The sequence below is a fragment of the Vannielia sp. SX4 genome (assembly GCF_052828525.1).
Map to the genome: position 1 here is coordinate 2745071 of NZ_CM128247.1, position 23368 is coordinate 2768438.

Genomic DNA, 23368 nt, shown 5'->3' on the forward strand with positions numbered 1-23368 from the left:
AGCGAGGGGGCTCAGACATGGCCGACAGCAACACGCCCGACATCATTTACACCAAGGTCGACGAGGCCCCGGAACTGGCCAGCGCGTCGCTCCTGCCGATCATCCAGCGCTTTGCCAAGGCGGCGGGCATCACCGTGGGCACCAAGGATATCTCGCTCGCCGGCCGCATTCTCGCGACCTTCCCGGACTACCTGAAGGACGATCAGCGCATTTCCGACGATCTGGCCGAGCTGGGCGAACTGGTGAAGACCCCGGAGGCCAACGTGATCAAGCTGCCCAACATCTCGGCCTCCGAGCCGCAGCTGGTGGCCGCGGTGAAGGAACTGCAAGCCAAGGGCTTCGCCCTGCCCGATTACCCCTACACCTCTGAAACCGATGAAGAAAAGGCGGTTCGCACCAAGTACGACGGCATCAAGGGCTCCGCCGTGAACCCGGTGCTGCGCGAGGGCAACTCCGACCGCCGCGCCGCCACAGCCGTCAAGAACTACGCACAGGCCAACCCGCACCGCATGGGTGAGTGGACGGCCGACAGCAAGACCCGCGTCGCCTCGATGGAGGGCAACGACTTTCGCTCCAACGAGGTTTCGGCCACGCTGAGCGCCGCTGCGACCGCAAAGATCGTGCTTGAGGGCGCCTCCGGTGAGACCGTGCTGAAAGAGGGCGTGAGCTACCCCGCCGGAACGGTCGTGGATGCCACCTTCATGAGCGCCAACGCGCTCGATGCCTTCCTTGCCGCTGAAATCGAGAAGACCAAGCAGGAAGGCGTGTTGTTCTCACTGCACATGAAAGCCACGATGATGAAGGTCTCCGACCCGATCATCTTCGGCCATGCGGTCAAGGCCTGGCTTGCCCCGGTGTTCGAGCAGTTCGGCGACAAGCTCGCCGCGCTCGGCGTCAACCCCAACGGCGGCCTCGGCGCGCTGCTCGCCAAGGTGAAGGACGAGCCCGAGATCATGGCCGCCATCGACGAGGTCACCGCCGCTCGCCCGCCGATGTATATGGTGAACTCCGACAAGGGCATCACCAACCTGCATGTCCCGTCTGACGTGATCATCGACGCGTCCATGCCCGCCCTCATCCGCGCGGGCGGCAAGGGCTGGGGGCCCGATGGCAAAGAGGCAGATACCGTCTGCGTCATCCCCGACAACAGCTATGCGCCGGTCTATGACGAGACGATCAAGTTCTTCAAAGAGAACGGCAAGCTCAACCCGGCCACCGCCGGCACCGTGCAGAACCTCGGCCTGATGGCCCAGAAGGCCGAAGAATACGGCTCGCACCCCACCACCTTTGAGATCCCCGAGGATGGCACCGTGAAGATGGTGTTGGAAGACGGCACCGTGCTGCACCAGCACGCGGTGAAAAAGGGCGACATCTGGCGTTCCGCATCCGCCCGCAAGGCCCCCATCGAGGACTGGGTGAACCTCGCCATCGAACGGCAGAAGGCCACTGGCTACCGCTCTATCTTCTGGCTGGATGAGACCCGCGCCCATGACGCGCAGCTGATCGCGATGGTCAAGCCGATCCTCGACGCCAAGGGCGTTGCCGACAAGTTCGAGATCATGGCGCCCCGCGAAGCGACCCGCGCCAGCCTCGAGACCATCACCAAGGGCGAGAACACCATTGCCATCACCGGCAACGTGCTGCGCGACTACCTGACCGACCTCTTCCCGATCCTCGAGCTGGCGACCTCCGCCAAGATGCTCTCGATCGTCAAGCTGATGCAGGGCGGCGGCCTCTTCGAGACCGGCGCAGGCGGCTCTGCCCCCAAGCACGTGCAGCAGCTGCACGAGGAGAACCACCTGCGCTGGGACAGCCTCGGCGAGTTCTGCGCGCTGGGCGAGAGCTTCCGCTTCCTCGCCGACGTGAAGGGCAACGCCAAGGCCAAGGTGCTGGGCGACGCGGTCGATACCGCCACCCAAGGCATCCTCGATCATGACCGCTCTCCCTCCCGCAAGGTGGGCGAGCCCGACAACCGCGACAGCCACTACTGGTTCGCCCGCTACTGGGCCGAGGCGCTCGCCGCCCAAAGCGCCGATGGCGAGCTTGCCGCAGAGTTTGCGCCCATTGCCAAGGCACTGGCCGAAGGCGAGGCGCAAATTACCGGCGAGCTGGCCGCGCCGCAGGGCAAACCTGCCGACACGGGTGGCTATTACATGAACGAGGCGTCCAAACTGGCTGGGGTGATGCGACCCAGCGCAACGCTGAACGCGATCATCGGATAAACCTCTCGCGGCGGCCCAAAAGGCCGCCGCAGTTTTACCGGCGCTTAACCAAAGCGCGCCATAGCTGCGGGCAGAAACCCAAGGAGCCAAGATGTCGAAGATCAAAGTCGAGAACCCGATGGTCGAGATCGACGGTGACGAGATGACCCGGATCATCTGGGATTTCATCAAAAAGAAGCTGATCGAGCCCTATCTCGACATCGACCTGCTCTATTACGACCTCTCGATTCAGGTGCGCGACGAGACCGATGACCAGATCACCATCGACGCCGCCGAGAAGATCAAGGAAGTCGGCGTTGGGGTGAAATGCGCCACCATCACGCCCGATGAGGCACGGGTGGAGGAGTTTGGCCTCAAGAAGATGTGGCGCTCGCCCAACGGCACCATCCGCAACATCCTCGGCGGCGTGGTGTTCCGCCAGCCGATCATCTGCAAGAATGTCCCGCGCCTCGTGCCGGGCTGGACCTCGCCCATCGTCGTCGGTCGCCACGCCTTTGGCGACCAATACAAGGCGACCGATTTCCACTTTCCGTCCGGCGGCAAGCTGACGATGAAGTGGGAAGGCGCCAATGGTGAAGTGATCGAACGCGAGGTTTACGACGCCCCCGATGCCGGCGTTTACATGGGCATGTACAACCAGGATGAAAGCATCCGCGACTTCGCCCGCGCCTCTTTCAACTACGGCCTAAATATCGGCTGGCCGGTTTACCTGAGCACCAAGAACACCATCCTCAAGGCCTATGACGGCCGCTTCAAGGATCTTTTTCAGGAGATCTACGAGGCTGAATTTGAAGAGAAATTCAAGGCCAAGGACATCTGGTACGAGCACCGCCTGATCGACGATATGGTGGCCTGCGCCCTCAAGTGGAACGGCAAGTTCGTCTGGGCCTGCAAGAACTACGATGGCGATGTGCAGTCCGACACGGTGGCGCAGGGCTTCGGTAGCTTGGGCATGATGACCTCGCAGCTGATGACCCCAGACGGCAAAATCGTCGAGGCCGAGGCGGCGCACGGCACGGTCACCCGCCACTACCGGCAGCATCAGGAGGGCAAGAGCACCTCCACCAACTCCATCGCCTCGATCTACGCATGGACCGGCGGGCTGAAGCACCGCGCTAAGCTCGATGGCAACGTGGCGCTGCGGGCCTTCGCCGAAACGCTGGAACACGTGATCATCGACACGGTGGAAGCGGGCCACATGACCAAGGATCTGGCCCTCCTCGTCGGCCCCGATCAGGGCTGGCTCACCACCATCGGTTTCCTCGAAAAGATCGACGAGAACCTGAACAAAGCCCTCACTGGCTGAGGCAAAAGGGCCCGCACAAAGCGGGCCCTTCTTCTTTTTACCGCCCGAAGTAGGCGTTTACGGTGTCGCGCGCGATTTCCTGAAGGAAGGCGGCATCCTCTGCGCCGACCTTACCAAAGTAGTCGTACTCATTGCCCACAGGATCGGCGCCGTAGAGCGTCGCGTAGGCCGTGGCTGCCGCGAGGAAACTGCCGAGCAGGCTCGGGTGCGACCCGTCATAGTCCTTGTGCAGAGCCATATCGGGCCGCCGCTTGTAGGCCTCCTCAAAGGCCAGCGCGACCGGGATGACAATGGCGTCGAGCTCATTACCAGCCTCGGTGTAGAACCGCTCGTTGGCGCGGATATTCTCCGGATCAGCGCTCTTGTGCGGGTCCACGTATGCGTGGGGCATGTAAAGCGCCACCTTGCCGCCGCGCTCGGCAATCAATGCCGTCGCAGCCTTCGCGGCCTCCATGTAGCGCGTCTGGTTCTTCTCCGAGAGCGCAGCGTTGGAGTGACCCTGAAGGATCACGAGCTCGAAAGGCTCCTCCACCCCGATCGCCCCGGGCTGGGTGAGCCAGTCGATGTTGTGATGGTCCAGGCGCGCGCCGCCGATGGTGGCCGACTTGTACTGAGGCTCCACCTCGGTGCCCGCCATGACCATGCGGCGCAGGTGATTGTGCAGGCTGTCGTTGTAATAAAGATAGCTATTGCCCACGAGCAGCACGCGGGCTGGGTTTTCAGCCTGCGGCTGGGTCACTGCGGGCGAAGCCTCCTGCGCCGCGAGCGGCTGGAGCGTGAGCGGTGTAAGGCATGCGGCCATCAAGGCCGCGCGGAGCACTGTCCGGCGGATCATCTTTTTTCCTCCCATTGGATTGGTCTGCGCGTTTCGCAAACGATGTGCCAGCACTGTCGGGAGCCGCCAGTGGGCTGACAACGCAAAAATGTGCTCACAGCAGACAACCAACCTAATAGCAGCATAATCAATAAGTTGCATGGCGCTCCTGAACCACCGCCACGCTCTCAACGTGCGAAAACCCGCACACTCAATCGCGGCTCTGTGTGAACATCCACACAGCGATGACTCGCCACAAACGCCACCATGAGCTACAGGGAGCAGAACGGTGCGCCGTGATCCCTCCCCTTTGCTTTCGGTGCCATCATGCCCAAGACCTATCTCTTCCTCGTGCTCGCCATTGTGGCGGAAACCATCGGCACGGTGGCCCTTCCGGCAACAAAGGGTTTCACGCGGCTGGCGCCCGCCGCCGTCGTGGTCGTCGCCTATGCGGTCTCGTTCTACTTTCTGTCCCTGACGGTAAAGGTGATGCCGGTGGGTGTCGTCTATGCCATCTGGTCCGGCCTCGGGATCGTGCTGATCGCGCTCATGGGCTTCCTGCTCTACAACCAGCGGCTCGATCTGCCCGCCGTGCTCGGCGTCGGCCTGATCCTCTCCGGCGTCCTCGTGCTGCATCTTTTCTCGGCAACCACCGGCCACTGAGGCCCGCCCATCAGGCATCAGACGCCACGTCACGCCCGCAGCCTCCCGCGCGGGTTTGACGCCACCCTCCCCCTGCGCCACAGCAGGCCCATGGCGCTTGCTGACGAAAAACCGCATTACACCCTGCTCGAAGATGCCCAAGGCCTCCTGATCGCCTCCGCTCAGGCCGCCCTCGGGGTGCATCTGCTGCGCGCGGCGGGCCTCATCTCGTCCGGCACGGCGGGCACAGCCCTGATCATCGCCTATCTCTCCGGCTGGTCCTTCGGCCTTGTGTTCTTTGTCATCAACATCCCGTTCTATGCCTTTGCCTGGCACGCGCGCGGGCCGGTCTTTTGCCTGAAATCATTGGCAACGGTGACCCTGCTCTCGCTGCTGACCGCAGTGCTCGACCCTGCCCTCGTCATCGACCACATCCACCCCGCCGCCTCCGCGCTGCTCTTCGGCGTGGCGGCGGGTGTGGGGCTGCTGGGCCTCTTCCGGCACACGGCCTCGCTTGGCGGGGTCTCGATCATCGCGCTCATCCTGCAAGACAAGTACGGCTTCCGCGCGGGCTGGACCCAGCTCATCCACGATGTGATCCTCTTCACCGTCGCCGCCTTTGTCTTGCCGCTCGAAGCTGTCGGCTGGTCGCTCCTCGGCGCAGTCGTCCTCAACCTTGTGGTGGCCTTCAACCATCGCCGCGACTGGTATGTGGTCACATAGCCCCTAGCCTTTCGCCGCAGTGCAGGATATGCGCGGCGCGAACAGTCAAAGAGAGCCCCATGGACCTGCGCAACATCGCCATCATCGCCCACGTTGACCACGGCAAGACGACCCTCGTGGACGAACTGCTGAAGCAATCCGGCGCCTTTCGCGAAAACCAAGCGGTGGCCGAGCGGGCGATGGACAGCAACGACCTCGAGCGCGAGCGCGGCATCACCATCCTCGCCAAGGCCACCTCGGTCGAGTGGAAGGGCACGCGGATCAACATCGTCGACACACCCGGCCACGCCGATTTTGGCGGCGAGGTGGAGCGTATCCTGAGCATGGTCGATGGCGTGGTGCTGCTGGTCGACGCCGCCGAGGGCCCGATGCCGCAAACTAAGTTCGTGACCTCCAAGGCCCTCGCCCTTGGCCTGCGCCCCATCGTGGTGCTCAACAAGGTCGACAAGCCTGATGCCGAGCCCGACCGCGCGCTCGATGAGGTGTTCGACCTCTTCGCAGCACTGGATGCGGACGAAGACCAGCTCGACTTCCCCCACCTCTACGCCTCCGGCCGCTCCGGCTGGTGCGACCCAGAGTTGGACGGCCCGCGCAAGAACCTCGATGCGCTCTTCAAACTGGTCATCAACCACGTGCCCGCGCCGAAGCAGCAAAAGCACGCCGATGAAGACTTCCGCATGCTGGCCACCACCCTCGGCGCCGACCCGTTTATCGGGCGCACTCTGACGGGCCGTGTTGAATCCGGCCGGATCAAGCCGGGTGCGACAGTGCAGGCGCTGACCCGCAACGGCCAGAAGATCGAGCAGTTCCGCGTCTCCAAGATCCAGGCTTTCCGCGGCCTCGGTCTGCAAGAGATCGAAGAAGCCGTGGCAGGCGACATCGTCACCATCGCAGGCATGGCAAAGGCCACCGTCTCCGACACCATCTGCGCGCTGGCGGTCGAAGAGCCGCTCGACGCGCAGCCCATCGATCCGCCCACCATCTCCGTGACTTTCGGCATCAACGACTCGCCTCTTGCGGGCCGTGACGGCAAGAAGGTGCAGAGCCGCGTGATCCGCGAGCGCCTGATGAAGGAAGCCGAGCAGAACGTCGCCATCAAGGTCACCGACTCGCCGGGCGGCGAGGCCTTCGAGGTCGCCGGGCGCGGCGAACTTCAGATGGGCGTGCTGATCGAGAACATGCGTCGCGAGGGCTTCGAGCTCTCCATCTCGCGCCCGCAGGTGCTGCTCCGCGAGGAAGACGGCCAGCGGCTGGAGCCGATCGAAGAAGTCACCATCGACGTGGATGACGAGCACTCCGGCGCGGTCATCGAAAAGCTCACCGGTGCGCGCAAGGGCGACCTTGTTGAGATGAAGCCCGCAGGCGCCGGCAAGACCCGGATCATCGCCCACGTCCCCTCCCGCGGGCTGATCGGCTATCACGGCGAGTTCCTGACCGACACGCGCGGCACAGGCGTGCTCAACCGCGTGTTCCACAGCTGGGCACCGCACAAGGGCAGCATCCCGGGCCGCCGCGCAGGCGTGCTGATCTCGATGGATGCAGGCGAGGCCGTGGCCTACGCCCTGTGGAACCTCGAAGACCGTGGCCGGATGTTCCTCGGCGCGCAAGCACCTGTCTATCAGGGCATGATCATCGGTGAGCACAGCCGCGACAACGACCTCGAGGTGAATCCGCTCAAGGGCAAAAAGCTCACCAACGTCCGCGCCTCCGGCTCGGATGAAGCAGTGCGCCTGACCACGCCGATCACCATGTCGCTCGAAGAGGCCATTGCCTACATAAACGACGACGAGCTGGTGGAAGTGACCCCCAACGCGATCCGGCTGCGCAAGCGGCACCTTGATCCGCATGAGCGCAAACGGGCTGCGCGCGCAGAGGGGTAACACCGGGCGGCCGGGTGGGTATAGGGTAAGCCAAACCCACCACCCGGAGGCCCACATGCAAAAGATCCAATCCCAGGGCGTGCACCACATCACCCTGACCGGCGCCGACAGGCAGACCTCGATCGATTTCTGGGAGGGCGTGCTGGGCATGCCCTTCATCTTCGAGCAGCCCAACCTCGACGATGCGAACGAGAGCCACCTCTACTTTGATCCCGGCGATGGGCGGCTGATCACCATCTTCACCAATGAAGAGCGCAAGGCCGACCGGCGCCGCACCCCGACCGAGCCGGGCTGCGTGCACCACATCGCCTTCATCGTCTCGAAGGTGGTGTGGAACCAGGCCGAGGCGCGGCTGGAGGCGCGCGGCATCGGCCATTCCGGCCCCAAAGACCGTGGCTTCATGGATTCGCTCTACTTCAAGGATCCACTCGGCCTGCTGATCGAACTGGCCTGCTACAAGTTCGAGCCCCCCGCGGGCTGCACCCATGCCGAGGTACTGGCAGAGGCGCACAAGCTGCGGGTCACGGCGGGCGATGAGGCCATTGGCGACGTGCACCTCGCCGATGCCATCGAGGCGCTGGTGGCGCGGCAATCAGGTTCGCTCTCGGACGACCGGAGCGCAAAGAACCCTTACGCCTAAGTGATTTACTCGGAGGTTTCGACCACCATCAGCTCGCGCTCGCTGGCCCCTCGGGCATGGTCGAGCGCGGCCTGGTACTCGGGCGAGTTGTAGCACTCCACCGCCGCCTCCACCGAGGGGAAGCGCGCCACCACGTTGCGCGGCCGTTCCTTGCCCTCGAGCTGCACGAACTTGCCGCCCCGCGCGATGAAGGTGCCGCCGTGCTTGGCAATGGCCGGGCCCGCCAACTCGGCGTATTTGCCATAGGCCTCGGCGTCGGTGACGGTCACATGGGCGATCCAGAGTGCGGGCATGTCTTATCCTCCGATAACGGCTTCAGCGGCGGCAATTGCCTCGGCGGCCTTGGACGGGTCAGAGCCGCCGCCCTGCGCCATGTCCGGGCGGCCACCGCCACCCTTGCCGCCCAGTTTCTCGACAGCGGCCTTCACGAGGTCCACCGCCGAGAGTTTGTCGGTCAAGTCAGCCGTCACACCTGCAGCCACAGCGGCCTTGCCGCCGGCATCGGCCACAAGCAACACCGCGCCGGAGCCGAGCTTTTCCTTGTGGGCGTCGATCAAGCCGGGCAGGTCCTTGCCCGTTACGCCCGAGAGCGCCTGAGCGATGAAGGCGACGCCATTGATATCCTTGGCCTCGGCCTTTGCCTCGCCACCGCCCGAAAGGGCAAGCTGCTGGCGCAACTGCGCGACCTCATTGCTGAGGCTCTTGCGCTCATCCAGCAGGCTCTTCAAACGGCCGATCACATCCGGCCCGGAGGCCTTCAGCAAGCCCTCAACCTCGGAGAGAGCAACATCCCGTCCCCGCAGTTCAGCCAGCGCGGCCTCTCCCGTCAGGGCCTCAATCCGGCGCACGCCCGCAGAGCTCGCGGCCTCAGAGGTCAGCGCAAAGGCGCCAATGTCGCCAGTGCGGCCGACATGGGTGCCGCCGCAGAGCTCAATCGACCATGTTTTGCCGTCGCTGCCCTTGCCGGTATCGGCGCGGCCCATGGAAACGACGCGCACCTCATCGCCGTACTTCTCGCCGAACAGCGCCTGCGCCCCGATGCCACGGGCGTCGTCTGGGGTCATGATCCGGGTTTCCACCGGGGTGTTCTGACGGATGAAAGCGTTCACTTCGCGCTCCACCTGCCCGATCTCCTCCGCCGACAGCGCCTTGCCGTGCGAAAAATCGAACCGCAGGCGATCCGGCGCATTGAGCGAGCCGCGCTGCGCCACGTGGTCGCCAAGCGCCCCGCGCAGGGCCTCGTGCAGCAGGTGGGTCGCCGAATGGTTGGCCCGGATCAGGCCCCGGCGGGCATGATCGACCGTCAGTTCGGCCCCTTGGCCAACTTCCAGCGTGCCCTCTTCGACACGGGCGATATGGATGAACACGCCCGCGACCTTGCGGGTATCGGTCACCACGGCGCGGCCCGTTTCGGTTTTGACCGCACCCTCATCGCCAACCTGGCCACCGCTCTCGGCATAAAACGGTGTCTGGTTCACAACCAGCTGAATTTCATCGCCTTTTCCGACCTTCTCGGCCTTCTCGCCGCCCTTAACGAGCGCAAGGATCTGACCCTCGGCGACTTCGGTATCATAGCCCAAAAACTCGGTCGTGCCCTTCTCTTCCGACAGGTCGTACCAGAGCGCCTCGTCGGCGGCATCGCCCGTTCCGGCCCACGCCGCACGGGCCTTGGCCTTCTGCTCGGCCATCGCGGCATCAAAGCCCTCGGTGTCCACCGCACGGCCCTTTTCGCGCAGCGCATCCTGCGTGAGATCAAGCGGGAAGCCGTAGGTGTCATAGAGTTTGAAGGCCGTCGCACCGGGCAGTTCTGCGCCTTCGGGGAGGCTGCCCAGTTCGTCGTCCAGCAGTTTAAGGCCGCGGTCGAGCGTCTGGCGGAACCGCGTTTCTTCGGCCAGCAGCGTCTCTTCAATCAGCGCCTTGGCCCGGCCCAGCTCGGGGTAGGCGCCACCCATCTGGCGCACCAGTTCGGGTACGAGCCGGTGCATCATCGGGTCCTTCGTGCCGAGCAGGTGGGCGTGGCGCATGGCCCGGCGCATGATCCGGCGCAGCACATAGCCCCGCCCGTCCGACGACGGCATGACACCATCGGCAATGAGGAAAGAAGTCGAGCGCAAGTGGTCGGCGATCACCCGGTGATGCACAGCGCCGTCGCCGTCCGGATCGGTGGAGCTGACGTTGGCAGACGCCTCGATCAGCGAGCGGATCAAGTCGGTCGCGTAGTTGTCATTCGTGCCTTGGAGCAGCGCCGCAACCCGCTCGATGCCCATGCCGGTGTCGATCGACTGCGCCTCGAGCTCGCGCCGGGTGCCATCTTCGAACTGCTCGTACTGCATGAACACGAGGTTCCAGATCTCGACAAAACGGTCGCCGTCTTCCTCCGGCGTGCCCGGAGGGCCGCCCCAGTATTTGTCACCGTGGTCGTAAAAGATTTCAGTGCAGGGGCCGCAGGGGCCGGTGGGGCCCATCTGCCAGAAGTTGTCATTAGTGGCGATGCGAATAATCCGCTCGTCGGGCAGCCCGGCGACCTTCTTCCACAGGTCGGCGGCCTCGTCATCGGTGTGGTAGACCGTGACCAGCAGCTTCGACGGATCAATGCCAAGTTCCTTGGTGACCATTTCCCATGCAAAGGGAATCGCCTGCTCCTTGAAATAGTCACCGAAGGAGAAATTCCCCATCATTTCAAAGAATGTATGGTGCCGCGCCGTATAGCCCACGTTGTCGAGATCATTGTGCTTGCCGCCGGCGCGCACGCACTTTTGCGCGGTGGTCGCGCGTTTGTAGTCGCGGTGTTCGACCCCGGTGAAGAGGTTCTTGAACTGCACCATGCCGGAGTTGGCAAACAGCAGCGTGGGGTCATTGCGGGGCACCAGCGGAGAGCTGTCGACCACCTCATGCCCCTGGCGGGCGAAGTAGTCGAGGAAGGCGGTGCGGATGTCGTTGAGCGTGCGCATGGTCTTGTTCCGAAAGGGCGGAAAATGGTCCGGGCAGGTTTAGCCCCCTGCCCCGGTGCTGTCCACGGGCGAATCCAAAAAGGGCGGCCTCTGCGGGGCCGCCCTATGATATCGTGACCGGTTAGGCCACGTCAGTTTTCGAACATCTCGTCGTCGTCCGCGCTGCCATCCTCTTCGGAACTGCCGAAATCCAGCCCGTGCGAGGCACGAATCTTGTCCTCGATTTCATAGGCAATATCGGGGTTGTCCTTCAGAAACTGCTTGGAGTTCTCGCGGCCCTGCCCGATGCGCTCGTCGCCGTAAGAGAACCACGCGCCGGACTTCTCAACCACGCCGGCCTTCACCCCGAGATCCAGCAACTCACCAGTCTTGGAGATGCCTTCGCCGTACATGATGTCGAATTCGACCTGTTTGAAAGGCGGCGCGACCTTGTTCTTCACCACTTTCACGCGGGTCGAGTTGCCCACCACCTCATCGCGGTCCTTGATCGAACCGATGCGGCGGATATCGAGACGGACGGAGCTGTAGAACTTCAGCGCATTGCCGCCGGTGGTAGTTTCGGGCGAGCCGAACATCACGCCAATCTTCATCCGGATCTGGTTGATGAAGATCACCATGCAGTTCGAGCGGCTGATCGAACCGGTCAGCTTGCGCATCGCTTGGCTCATCAGGCGGGCGTGAACGCCGACGCTGGAGTCGCCCATGTCGCCCTCGAGCTCCGATTTCGGGGTGAGCGCGGCGACCGAGTCGACGACCACGAGGCTCACCGCGCCGGAGCGCACCAGCGTATCGGTGATTTCGAGTGCCTGTTCTCCGGTATCGGGCTGGGAGATGAGCAACTCGTCAAGGTCAACACCCAGCTTCTTGGCATACTGAGGGTCGAGCGCGTGCTCAGCGTCGACGAAGGCGCAAACGCCGCCCTTCTTCTGCTCTTCGGCCACACAATGCAGCGTGAGCGTGGTCTTGCCCGAGCTTTCAGGGCCGTAAATCTCGATGATCCGGCCCTTCGGCAGACCGCCGATGCCGAGCGCGATGTCGAGGCCGAGCGAGCCGGTCGATGTGGCCTCGATATCGGGCAGCTGGTTCTCGCCGCCGAGCTTCATGATGGAGCCCTTGCCGAACTGCCGTTCGATCTGAGCCAATGCGCTGTCGAGCGCCTTTTGCTTGTCGCCGTTGCCTGCTTTGCCCATGTCCAGAAGTTTCGCTGTGGCCATTGTTTCCGTCCTTATTCCATATGCCGCCTGTCGCGGCAATGTGCGCTGCCGTTCACCTCTTGTTCCGCAGGGTATGCGATCAAAGCGAGAACAAAGCAAGTTGAATCTTAATGACGCCATTCTTGACGCCCCTTGGTTAATGAAGCGTGAACGTTTACGAGATGCCTTGGATTACACGCAGAAAGGGTGCGCATGCTGGTATTCTGGGATGCCCGATTGGTGCTTTTGGCAACCCCGAAGACGGGAACGCATGCGCTCGAATCTGCGCTCGGAGATGTGGCCGACATTGCCTTTCGTCACCCCCCATTGGTCAAACACATGGGCTATGCTTGGTCGAACCGCGTTTTCCCGCGGATCGTCGGAGCGAAGGAATGGGAGAGTTTCCGAACCGTGGCTGTGATGCGGGAACCGCTCGACTGGCTGGGCAGCTGGTACCGCTATCGGCGCAGGGCGGATCTGGAGGGGCAAAACAACTCAACGCAAAACATGGATTTTTCAAAGTTCCTCCGCGGCTACCTTCAAGACCCTCAGCCAGCCTATGCCCGGCTTAGCCGACAGTGGAAATTTCTGCGCACCGAGGACGGCCGGGTCGGGATCGACTATCTTTTTCCCTACGAGCGCTTTGGCGACCTTGTGACCTTTCTGGAGAGCCGGCTTGACCGGAAGATCGTGCTGGAGCTCGAGAATGTGTCGCCCGAGGCGCCGCTCGAGGTCGACCCAGAGCTTGCCGCGCCGCTGGCCAAACATCTTGAAAAGGATTTCCGGCTCTATGATGCGCTGATCGCTGGCGGAGACTGGAAGAACATCTAGGAGTGACCGCGTTCCAACCCGCCCAAGGCGCTAGTGGATCTGGTCGTGAACCGTCGCCGTCAGTTCGGTGAGCGAGAACGGCTTTGGTAGGAAAACCGAGTTCGGAATCAGGGCCTGTTCATTGTCAAAGCTGTCTTCAGCGTAACCGGACACAAAGACCACCTTAACATCCGGTCGCATCTCCAGTGCCTTTCGAACCCAGCTCGGGCCATCCATGCCCGGCATGATCACATCGGTGACGAAGACATCGACTTTGAGTTCACTGTCGTCGAGAAGCGTCAATGCCTCCTCGGCGTTTCCGGCCTCGAGAACCGTATAGCCCCGCATTCGGAGAGCTCTTGACGCGAAGGCGCGCACCGGTGCCTCGTCTTCCACCAGAAGAATTACACCTTCGCCCTTTCCAGTCGGCTCACTCGGCAAAGCATCGAGCGACAAGCGGGGCGCCTCTTCGGGCCGTTCGAAGGCAGGGAAGTAGAGGGTAAAGCAACTGCCTTGCCCCAGAATGGAATCTACAAAAATGTAACCACCGGTCTGTTTAACGATGCCATAGGCCGTGGAGAGTCCGAGGCCCGTGCCTTCGCCGGGGCGTTTGGTCGTCCAAAAAGGCTCGAAGATCTTGCCGATCTTGTCAGGGTGGATGCCCGTTCCCTGATCGGAGACCGAGACGACCACGTAATTGCCGGGAGGGACGCTGGCCCGGTCGCGGTGGAGTTCTTCGTCCAGCACGCGGGTTTGCGTTTCAACTGTGATGGTGCCGCCGTCGGGCATCGCGTCCCGCGCATTGACCACGAGGTTCATGATCACTTGCTCAAGTTGCCGTTTGTCGGCCCTGATCGAGGGCAGATCGGGATCATGTGTTAGAGACAGATTAACCCGCTCGCCTACGAGCCGGTTGAGAAGATGACCGAGGTCAGAAAGCGTTTCGCGCATGTCCAGCGTCTCGGGCTGGAGGTTCTGTTTGCGGGAAAACGCCAGCAACTGCCCCACAAGGCTCGCCGCGCGATTTGCGTTCTGGTTGATCTGTACAAGGTCGCCATAGTCCGGGTCGCCCTGATCGTGCCTCAGCAGCAGCAGGTCGCAGTGGCCTGAAATGGCGGTGAGCAGGTTGTTGAAATCATGCGCGACGCCACCAGCCAACTGTCCGATGGCCTGCATCTTCTGGCTTTGGACGAATTGCGCTTCAAGCGTCTTCAGCTCGGTCGCGTCGTTCAACACCGCAACCAGGGACGGTTCGCCGCCCTCGACAACGCGGCTGAGCGAGATTTGCAGGAATACGTCTTTCACCGGCAGCTTGGCGCGCGCGACCTCAGGGCGGAGCGGGCCGCGACCGGCTGCGGCATCGGTGATCCAGTCGCGCACAGACCGCCCTAGACCTTCGACCAGTTCGGCAAATGACATGCCGACCAGATCGTCGTGGCCGAGAAGCTCACGGGCGAGGCGGTTGGCCATCGACAGGGTGCCATCCCGCTTGATGCGCAGGAGCGCAACCGGCATGTGATCGAGAACATCCGGTGAAGCCGCTACCCCGCTCACATGGGCTGCTGGCGCCTCGTTCAGCGGCAGCAAATAGATCTCGCGCCTTCCCGCCTGCCCGGCGATTTCTACCACCTGACAGTGCAGCTCCCCGGCTGGCCCGGAGATGCGCTGTGCGCCGGCAATGCCGGCATCGGAGACATCGAGGATCACGTCTTCAATGCGCTTGACCCGGCCTCCGACCACCCGCCTGAGCGCATCGTTCATGAAGAGCACCGCGCCGGCCTTGTTCACCGTCATCATCGGCAGGCTGAGCCCTTCGGCGCCGCGCGAGCCTTCGCGCTCCACCATATCCTCCATGCGCCACAAGAACCCGTCTTCCCCAAGCCGATGCGCCACGAGGCGCATATGCCCCTTGCGGGTGACGACATCTTCCGAGGCATGCCCGCGCGCTTCGGCACGGGTTTCAAGCCTGCTGATCAGCGCGGCGGAATTGGCCAGCAGGTCCCGTAGCACCCGTGGAAGGGTTTCACCCGTTTCCGACTTGAACCGGCTACGCGCGCTCGCGTTCTGGTGCGAGATTGCGCCATCAAGGTCGGTCGTGAAACAGGGCGAGGAATCGAGCTCGGTGAAGCCCGCGACCGTCTCGGCCAGCGCCTTCTCGGCACCGGCCTGGCGGCGCGCAACGAGACGCAAAAGGATCATTAATGCGCAGAGCGTACAGCCGGAGGCGATGAGGATGAGCGCCACCTGCGGATCCGCGACCAGCACGCTGGACATGAAGAACACCACCGCCACACCGAGGACCTGCCACACCTTTCCCCGAAAGGCCTGCGCGATGCGCGCAACCGGTGAAGGCGTCAGCGCTGGGTGCGACACGGGTGGGTTCTCCCTTTGATTCGTTGCACAGCACAATCGCCCGAAAATCGTTAATCGCGGATTAAGATAGTTTTGAGGGCGCCGCGCAACCTGCGGTCATTCTCCGGGAGAAGGCCGGAAAATCGCAAGGAAAAACCCGTCTCCGCCGTCCAGCGGGGTCAAACGCAGCGTGGTCTCCTTCTGCCAGCCGGGATGGCGGGCAAGAAAGCTCTCCGCCTGCGCGCCGTTCTCAGCCTCGAGCAGAGAACAGGTGATATAGGCGAGCCGGCCCCTCGGGGCGACCATGGCCGCGACCTGATCAAGGATGTCGGCCTGAAGCGCGCAAAGCGTCTCCAGTCCGGCGCGATCGAGACGCCATTTGGCCTCGGGCTGGCGCCGCCATGCGCCGGAGCCGGAACAGGGCACATCGGCCACCACAAGATCGAACAGGCCTTCGGGCGCGTCCGTTGTGGCAATCTTCACCCCAGCACGCGCAGCCCGCGCGGGCAGGTCATTCATCCGCTGAGGGTGAGCGTCATGGGCGGTAAAGCTCAGCCCCGGCGCACGGGCGGCGAGTGCAAGGCTCTTGCCGCCGCCACCGGCACAAAAATCGAGCACCCGGCCACCCTGAGGCAAGGGGATGGCCTCACAAATCGCCTGCGATCCGGCATCCTGTAGTTCCACCCGGCCCTCGGTGAAGGCCCGTGCGTTGCGGATACGGCGCGCGCCTTCGGTGACACGCAGGGCGTTTGGCGCAAGCGGGTGCGGCTCTGTGAGGATCCCGTCAGCAGCCAACTCTTCCAGCACAGCATCACGCGTGGCTTTCAGCACATTGACACGCAAGAACACATCTGCCCTGCCCTGCATCGCCTTGAGAACTGGCTCGAAATCCGGCCCTAGTGAGGCTTCCAGATCGGGTGCCAGCCAGTCGGGGCAGTCCAACGCCTCGGCACCCTCCGGCATCCGGCCCGCAGCATCCTCCTCGGGGGTCAGCGCGGCGGGCGCATGGCCCTCGCCCGTGAAGACTTCGCCCGGATCGCGGCCCGTCTGACGCAGCATCCCCAGCATCAGGGCCCGGCCTGTCTCACCGCCGCCTCGCGTGGCAAAACTCCGGTGGCAGCGCAGCGCGTCGAACACATGGTCTCGGATCGCGGCGCGGTCTCCAGACCCGGCAAACCGGTTGGCACGCCCCCAGCGGCTGAGCGCCTGCTCGGCGGCCAGCCCGCCGGCGATGGCGTCCAGCACCTCGACGGCGGCGGCGATCCGGGCGGCGGGGGTCATGCTCTACCTCAACTCAGGGGCGCAAGCCCCTCATCCCACGCGGTAATTCGGGCTCTCGCGGGTGATCTGCACATCATGCACGTGGCTTTCCTTCAGCCCTGCGCCGGTGATCTTCACGAACTGGCAGTTCTTGCGCATCTCCTCGACGGTGGCGCAGCCGGTGTAGCCCATGGCCGCCCGCAACCCGCCGACGAGCTGGTGGATCACGGTGCCCGCAGAACCCTTGTAAGGCACCTGCCCCTCGATGCCCTCGGGCACCAGTTTGTCGGAGGCTGCATCCTTCTGGAAGTAGCGGTCAGCCGAGCCGCGGGCCATGGCGCCGAGGCTGCCCATGCCACGATAGGCCTTGAACGAGCGGCCCTGCCAGAGGATCACCTCGCCCGGGCTTTCATCGGTCCCGGCGATCATCGAACCGACCATGGCGCAGGAGGCGCCGGCGGCAATCGCCTTGGCAAAATCGCCCGAAAACTTGATGCCGCCATCCGCGATCACCGGCACGTCACCGGCAGCGGCGGCGCAATCCATGATGGCGGTCAACTGGGGCACGCCCACGCCCGCCACCATCCGCGTGGTGCAGATCGAGCCCGGCCCGATCCCCACCTTCACCGCATCAGCACCCGCGCCGATAAGCGCACGCGTCGCCTCACCGGTGGCCACGTTGCCCGCGATGATCTGCACCTCGTTGGAGAGCCGCTTGGCCCGCTCCACGGCAGCGATCACGCCCTCGGAATGGCCATGCGCCGTGTCGATCACAACGATATCGGCGCCCGCGTCGATCAGTGCCTCGGTGCGCTCGAAGCCTGCATCGCCCACGGAGGTCGCCGCCGCCACGCGCAGGCGGCCAAGGCTGTCTTTGCAGGCGGTTGGGTTGAGCACGCTCTGCTCGGTGTCCTTCAGCGTCAGCAGGCCTGTGAGCTTGCCGTCAGCGTCCGTCACCAGCAGCTTCTCGATCCGACGGGCCTTCATGAGGCTGATCGCCTCGTCGCGGTCAGCGGGCTCCTTCAGGATTGCCAGATCCTTCGAGGTCATCATCACCTTGACCGGTGTGTCGTCGGAGGTGGCAAAGCGCATGTCGCGGTTGGTGACAATACCCACCACGCGGCCCTTTTCGTCCACCACCGGGAAACCGGTGAAGTTGTAGCGCTCGATCAGCGCCTTGGCGTCGGCCAGGGTCTGATCGGGGGTCAGGGTCACCGGGCTGTAGACGATTCCGCTTTCAAAGCGTTTGACCCGGCGCACCTCACGGGCCTGCTCCTCGACGCCGAGGTTTTTGTGGATCACGCCGATGCCGCCGGCCTGGGCCATGGTGATCGCCATGCGCCCCTCGGTCACCGTATCCATCGCGGAGCTGAGCAGCGGGATGTTCATGGTGATGGCGCGGGTCACCCGCGTGGCGGTGTTCGCCGTGGAGGGCAGCACCCGGCTTTCGGCGGGAACGAGCAAAACATCGTCGAAGGTCAGCGCCTCGCGAATCTCCATCATGGCTCTCCTGATGAGGGGTTCGGTTGGCGCTTCCCTATTACATGGATGCTGCGGGAGCGAAAGGCCTATTGTACCGCGCGTCGCGGCACCCCCCTTATCTGGTGGTCACTTCGTGGTGACGCGGGCCGCGAGATCGGCCAGGATCGCCTCCGGCGTTGGCCGCTGCACCGTGTCAGTCACGAAACCCCATGAAAACAACGCCTCTGCCTCGTACTGCCGATTGACCCGCAGGTAGAGCGGCTGCAGCCCCGCCGGGCGGATGATGCCGGTGGGCGGTAGCTCGACCAGCATGTGCACGCCCTTCAAGTCCTCTGGCACCGGCGAAGGATACCACGCTGGCGGGTCGAAATCTGCACCCTCATACCAGACCTGCGGGACCGACATGAAGGCATAGCGAAAGCGGGCGCGCGTGGCCCGGTCGGGCGTGGGGGCGTTGAGGTTTGTCCGCTCCACCAACTCGCCCCGCTCATTGATCAGCACCGGGTAGAGGCTGACGGTTTCGGCTTCGGTAACAAAGGGCAGCGCGGTGAAATCACAGGGGCGGCAGGTGATGCCGGCGTGGTTGCCATCGTGCAGGTGGATCAGCGCCCCCGGCTCCAGCGCGAGGCGTTCCCGTTGTGGCTCGGAGGCGGCGAGCGCTACGGTGATGCGCGCGCTCTCCAAGCGCTGCAGCACCGGCGAGACCGTGCTTGCTGCCGCAGCAATCGCCAGACCAGCCAGCCAGGCCCACCAGTGGCGTCCGTTCAGAAGCCAGATCACCAGCCCCGCCCCGGCGGCCACAGCAATAGTGAGCAGGAAAGCAGCGATGTAAGGCAGCGCGACGGCGAGAAAGTAGAAGATAGCCATACCGCGCTCTACGCTTCGGGCTTCAGCACAGCAAGCGTCAGGTCCTCAGACGGCCTGTCACTCCGGCGCGCCTTCACTCTGCCTGTCCCGCGTCATTTTCAGGCGCCACGCTTGCAGATCGCCGGAACGCTACGGTCAGAACACTGGCACCGATCAGCACATTTATGGCGTAGACCACGTTGAAAGCGGCATCGAGCAGGGAGAAGGCCCAGAGCGGCGCACCATCCTGCCCGGCCTCCCAGAGCCTGTTGTCCCATTCCAGGAGCGCGTTGTAAGTGCCGTAATACAAGGCAGCCGCCAGAAGCCAAAGCAGCAGTGACCATGCCGCAGCGCGGGCGAACCAATGGCGGCGGGCCCCGCGCTGCGCCTCGTTCCACCGTCCTTCCCTGCGGAGCGCAAGTGCCGGCAGCGCGCGGGCAAAATGGAAGAAAAGATAGATCACCAGCCACATGCAGAGGATCCCGAGCGGCAGTACCCAGAACGCTGTGCTCAGGTAGGCCATGGGCGAAAGCAACACTTCAGGCAGGCCGGGCATCGGCATGAATACCCCGGCGCCAAGCACCCGTGTAAGGCCTAGGTAAACGACCAGAAAGAGCATCATCCCGAGTATGCCTGCGGCCAACCCTGAGATGAACCAGCCAAAGGCATAGCGCGGCACCGGCCCGCCGTGGCGTGTGCCCGCAGGCCCCGGAGCCTCATCCAGCAGCGCCGCCCGGTGCCAGCCCACCGCCGCCCAAGAGAACACGAGGAACTCGAGCACCGTCACAGGCAGGGCGATCCCGCTCGGGAACGCCCTGTAGTAGGCCTCATAGGCAACTGTGCTGATCAGAAACGGAAGCCAGATGACCCGCAGCGCGCTGCCACGGCCGCGCCACACCTCGCCAACCGCCGGCCAGAAAATCCCTTTGTGCTCCACCGCTTAACCTTCAACTTCGCCCCGGGCGCAGAGTTGCCCAAAGCGGCCTGAAGGGCAAGCGCCAGGTCAGGCGAGATAGTCGGAGCGTTGCAGCCCGTATTTGGCCATCTTCTCGTTCAAGGTCCGGCGCGGCAAGCACAGCTCTTCCATCACGTTGACGATCGAGCCCTTGTGGCGCCGCATGGTGTTGTCGATCAGCATCCGCTCGAAGGCTTCCACGTATTCCTTCAGCGGCTTGCCCTCGGTCGTCATCACCGGCTGCACTTCGCCCTCGTCATTCATCAGCAGCGAGGCGATGGTGCCCGAACCGCGGCGGGCCTGGAGCACGGCGCGTTCGGCGATGTTGATGAGCTGGCGGACGTTGCCCTGCCACGGCGCCTGCAACAGCTGGGCGGCCTCCTGAGCGGTCACGGCAGGCGCCTCGCAGCCATATTCCTCGGCGAACTGCTCCGAGAGCCGGGTGAACAGCATCAGGATGTCCTCGCCGCGCTGGCGCAGCGGCGGCAGGGTGATCTTCATCGCGGCAAGCCGGTAATAGAGATCGGGGCGCAACGCATCTTCAGAGGTCTTGCCCTGCTCCTGAAGGTTGCTGACCGCTACAATCCGCGTCTCCGCCGGGCTGCCCTGCTCGTTGATGAACTGCAGCAGACGTGCCTGAAGGGCGGGTGAGAGCGCCTCGATATCCTCAAGGCAAAGCGTGCCACCGCGGGCCTGCTCAACGAGCGGCATCCGGCCCTTGTCGGCATCGCCCTCAAAGAGCTGAGCGGCCAACTCGTCTTCGTCGAAGGCGGCGCAGGAGACGATGACGAACTCCTTGCTCGCCCGGCTCCCCACGGCGTGCAGCGCATGCGCCGCCAGCGTCTTGCCGGTGCCGGTCTCTCCGTCGATCAGCACGTGGCCGTCGGCCTGCCCCAGATCGAGGATATCCTCGCGCAGCCGCTCCATCACCGGGCTGGCGCCGATCAGTTTCTTCATGATCGTGGTGCCACCGCCAAGCTCCCGGCGCAGGGCGCGGGCATCAAGGTTCATCCGGCGGCGCTGGGTGGCCTTCTTGGCCAGCTGGGTCATCCGGTCGGGGTTGAAGGGCTTTTCAAGAAAGTCGAAAGCCCCGACCCGCATTGCTTCCACCGCCATCGGCACATCTCCGTGGCCGGTGATCATGATGACCGGCAGCGCGGAGTCCTGCGCCATCAGCTTCTTCAGCAGGGCCATGCCGTCCATTCCCGGCATCCGGATGTCGGAGACAACCGCGCCGGGATAGTCGGGGCCGATCCCCTTCAGCGCCTCTTCGGCGGAAGGATAAGTTTCTGTTTCAAACCCGGAGAGCGCCAGCCACTGGCTGATGGATTGGCGCATGTCCTGTTCGTCGTCGATAATTGCGATTTTCATAGCCTGTGCCATGTGTTGTTCCTGTGGTCCTGCCCTACTCTGCCGCCGTCGCGCTGTCTTGTCTCAGGATTGGCAGTTGCAGCTCGAAAACTGCGCCACCGGCCCTTCCGTTCCGCGCCGTGAGACGTCCGCCCAACTCGTTGATGATCCCCGAGGAGATGGCAAGCCCCAGACCGACGCCGTCGCCGGGGGCCTTGGTGGTGTAGAAGGGTTCGAAAAGGTTCTCCAGATCCTCGATGCCATGTCCGTTGTCGCGCAGGGTCAGCGTGGCGGTGTCACCGGCGGCGAGGATCAGCTCCAGCGCAGGTTCCTCGACATCGCGGGTGGCATCCAGCGCGTTGCGAAAGAGGTTCACCAGCACCTGCTCAACCCGCAGCCTGTCGGCCCGGATGATCACCGGCTCGCTGGGCAGGTTCCGCGAAATCGCCACATGGCGCGAGCGCAGCTGCGGCTCCATCATGCTCAGCGATACACTCACCGCATCCCTTAGATCAAAGGGTTCAAAGGCCACTTCACCCTTGCGGGCATAGCTCTTGAGCTGCCGGGTGATCGCCCCCATCCGGCCAATCAGGTCGTCGATCCGTTGGAAGGACGAGAGCGCCTCCTCCGGGCGCTTGCGTTGCAGCAGCAGCTTGGCCCCGGCGAGGTAGGTGCGCATCGCGGCCAGCGGCTGGTTGAGCTCATGCGAAACGGCGGCCGACATCTCCCCGAGAGCCGCCAGCTTGGAGCTCTGCGCAAGGGTCTGTTCGGCCACCTCGAGGCTGCGTTCGGCCTTCTCTCGTTCGGCGATTTCCCGCTGCAGCCGCAGGTTCAACTGGCGAAGTTCTGCCGACTCCTTCAGCGCCACCCGGCGGTCGGAGCGGGCCTTGCGCGAGAGCCACCAGAACGAACCGGCAAGTAGAAGGGCGAAGGCCATGATCTCCAGCGCCAGCACCCCGTTCACCCGTTCGCGGATCGAGCTGTAGGCGGTGAACGACGTGATCCGCCATCCCTGAAACGGGATGCGCCCGTCGGTGCGCATCACCGCCTCGCCGAAGAGGTAGGCATCGGGCGGCAGAAAGCTCCAGTCGGTCGTGGCCTCCAGCGCCCGCTGGATCGCCGAAGGCGCATCCTGCTCGGCCAGCGCATCGCTCACCGGCTTGCCGCGCCAGCGCGGCTCGGTGGAAAGGATCACCGTGCCGGTGCTGTCGGTCACCAGCACGGCATCCGAGATGCCCGCCCACTGGCGCTCGAACTTGGCAAGATCGACCTCGACCACGATCACACCGACGCTCTGGTTGTCATGCCGGATCACGCGGGAGTAGGCGAACTCCATCGCATTGTTTTCCTTAAGGTGAAGGGTAAACACCGTGCCATCCGAGCGCTGCGCCTCCACGAAGTAGGGCGCGGTGCGGTGATTGGAGCCAAGCTGGTTGCGGTCGGTCGTGGCCACGGCCCGGCCGGAGGTGTCGAGCATTAGAACCGATTTCGCGCCGATCTCGTCACGAAACTCGATCAACCGTTGCGAGGTGTTCAGAAAATCCGATGTGTTCAGCGCCCCGATCAGCGAGGGGTCGCGCGAGAGCAGAAGCGGCACCACCTGCGCCCGCTGCAGCTCCGAGATGATGTTACCTGCGTAGAGGGCCTGCCGCAGTTCCGACTGGTTGCGCGTGGTCTCGGTGAAACGCAGGGTCAGGTAATGGTTGGTCAGCCAAACGGTCACGACCGCCAGCACAAGCACCATGACCCAGGCCAGCCGCTGAAGCGGACGGCGCCAAGAGCGCAGCGGAGAGCGGGGCTTGTCCATCGTGCAACTCTATGCTGCGGCGGCGCTTTGGGGAAGACAAAGGCATCTCAGGTGCCGCCGAAGTGAGCCGCACCCGCCTTCGCCACGCGCAAATGCGTAAGCGCCATCAAGCCCCTGATGAGCAGCCCTGCCCCG

General features: G+C 63.8%; 18 protein-coding genes. 7 read left to right on the top strand and 11 right to left on the bottom strand.

Annotated features, from left to right (window positions below):
• Positions 1-17 precede the first annotated feature (17 nt).
• Both ACUXVX_RS13530 and ACUXVX_RS13535 read left to right on the top strand, forming a co-directional pair.
• Positions 18-2222, top strand: a complete 2205-nt coding sequence (locus ACUXVX_RS13530; RefSeq protein ID WP_446308710.1) for an NADP-dependent isocitrate dehydrogenase — start codon at positions 18-20, stop codon at positions 2220-2222.
• A gap of 91 nt (positions 2223-2313) precedes the next feature.
• Entirely contained in the window at positions 2314-3528 is a 1215-nt protein-coding gene (locus ACUXVX_RS13535) for an NADP-dependent isocitrate dehydrogenase (RefSeq protein WP_222469071.1), read from the top strand.
• A gap of 37 nt (positions 3529-3565) precedes the next feature.
• On the opposite strand, the gene ACUXVX_RS13540 is transcribed toward ACUXVX_RS13535, so the two are convergent.
• Positions 3566-4363 carry a hypothetical protein gene (locus tag ACUXVX_RS13540; protein WP_446308711.1) on the bottom strand — a complete coding sequence of 266 codons (798 nt, stop codon included), beginning with the start codon at positions 4361-4363 and terminating at the stop codon, positions 3566-3568.
• A 306-nt stretch (positions 4364-4669) separates the two neighbouring features.
• Between ACUXVX_RS13540 and ACUXVX_RS13545 the strand changes: the two genes are divergently transcribed.
• The 4 genes from ACUXVX_RS13545 (at position 4670) to ACUXVX_RS13560 (ending at position 8227) form a co-directional block, all read left to right on the top strand.
• The gene (locus tag ACUXVX_RS13545; protein ID WP_446308712.1) at positions 4670-5005 is read left to right on the top strand and encodes a DMT family transporter; all 336 of its coding nucleotides are present in this window, start codon (positions 4670-4672) and stop codon (positions 5003-5005) included.
• Between the two features lie 90 nt (positions 5006-5095).
• Positions 5096-5707 (top strand): YitT family protein, encoded by a 612-nt coding sequence (locus tag ACUXVX_RS13550; protein ID WP_222493419.1) that lies wholly within the window; start codon positions 5096-5098, stop codon positions 5705-5707.
• Positions 5708-5766: 59 nt separating this feature from the next.
• On the top strand, positions 5767-7587 hold the full coding sequence (typA, locus tag ACUXVX_RS13555) for a translational GTPase TypA (protein ID WP_446308713.1): 1821 nt from the start codon (positions 5767-5769) through the stop codon (positions 7585-7587).
• Between the two features lie 55 nt (positions 7588-7642).
• Positions 7643-8227 carry a VOC family protein gene (locus tag ACUXVX_RS13560; protein WP_446308714.1) on the top strand — a complete coding sequence of 195 codons (585 nt, stop codon included), beginning with the start codon at positions 7643-7645 and terminating at the stop codon, positions 8225-8227.
• Between the two features lie 5 nt (positions 8228-8232).
• On the opposite strand, the gene ACUXVX_RS13565 is transcribed toward ACUXVX_RS13560, so the two are convergent.
• From ACUXVX_RS13565 to recA, 3 genes are all read right to left on the bottom strand, one after another.
• Positions 8233-8520, bottom strand: coding sequence for a DUF1330 domain-containing protein (locus tag ACUXVX_RS13565; RefSeq protein WP_222493423.1), 288 nt, complete (start codon positions 8518-8520; stop codon positions 8233-8235).
• A gap of 3 nt (positions 8521-8523) precedes the next feature.
• Positions 8524-11178, bottom strand: coding sequence for an alanine--tRNA ligase (gene alaS, locus ACUXVX_RS13570; RefSeq protein ID WP_446308715.1), 2655 nt, complete (start codon positions 11176-11178; stop codon positions 8524-8526).
• A gap of 131 nt (positions 11179-11309) precedes the next feature.
• Entirely contained in the window at positions 11310-12392 is a 1083-nt protein-coding gene (gene recA / locus ACUXVX_RS13575) for a recombinase RecA (protein ID WP_222493427.1), read from the bottom strand.
• A gap of 192 nt (positions 12393-12584) precedes the next feature.
• Between recA and ACUXVX_RS13580 the strand changes: the two genes are divergently transcribed.
• Positions 12585-13202 (top strand): hypothetical protein, encoded by a 618-nt coding sequence (locus tag ACUXVX_RS13580; protein ID WP_446308716.1) that lies wholly within the window; start codon positions 12585-12587, stop codon positions 13200-13202.
• A gap of 30 nt (positions 13203-13232) precedes the next feature.
• Here ACUXVX_RS13580 and ACUXVX_RS13585 read toward each other — a convergent pair whose 3' ends face one another.
• The 7 genes from ACUXVX_RS13585 to ACUXVX_RS13615 all read right to left on the bottom strand — a co-directional run bounded on the left by ACUXVX_RS13585 (position 13233) and on the right by ACUXVX_RS13615 (position 23233).
• Positions 13233-15455, bottom strand: a complete 2223-nt coding sequence (locus tag ACUXVX_RS13585; RefSeq protein WP_446311544.1) for an ATP-binding protein — start codon at positions 15453-15455, stop codon at positions 13233-13235.
• A gap of 195 nt (positions 15456-15650) precedes the next feature.
• Positions 15651-16814 (bottom strand): RsmB/NOP family class I SAM-dependent RNA methyltransferase, encoded by a 1164-nt coding sequence (locus ACUXVX_RS13590; protein ID WP_446308717.1) that lies wholly within the window; start codon positions 16812-16814, stop codon positions 15651-15653.
• A 30-nt stretch (positions 16815-16844) separates the two neighbouring features.
• On the bottom strand, positions 16845-18293 hold the full coding sequence (guaB, locus tag ACUXVX_RS13595; protein ID WP_222495330.1) for an IMP dehydrogenase: 1449 nt from the start codon (positions 18291-18293) through the stop codon (positions 16845-16847).
• Positions 18294-18401: 108 nt separating this feature from the next.
• Entirely contained in the window at positions 18402-19142 is a 741-nt protein-coding gene (locus ACUXVX_RS13600; RefSeq protein ID WP_446308718.1) for a hypothetical protein, read from the bottom strand.
• Positions 19143-19215: 73 nt separating this feature from the next.
• Entirely contained in the window at positions 19216-20058 is an 843-nt protein-coding gene (locus tag ACUXVX_RS13605; RefSeq protein WP_446308719.1) for a hypothetical protein, read from the bottom strand.
• A gap of 66 nt (positions 20059-20124) precedes the next feature.
• A complete protein-coding gene (locus ACUXVX_RS13610; RefSeq protein ID WP_446308720.1) occupies positions 20125-21459 on the bottom strand; it encodes a sigma-54-dependent transcriptional regulator in 1335 nt (444 codons plus the stop codon).
• A gap of 22 nt (positions 21460-21481) precedes the next feature.
• Complete coding sequence (locus tag ACUXVX_RS13615) at positions 21482-23233, bottom strand: sensor histidine kinase (RefSeq protein WP_222469057.1); 1752 nt, start codon at positions 23231-23233, stop codon at positions 21482-21484.
• Between the last annotated feature and the right edge of the window lie 135 nt (positions 23234-23368).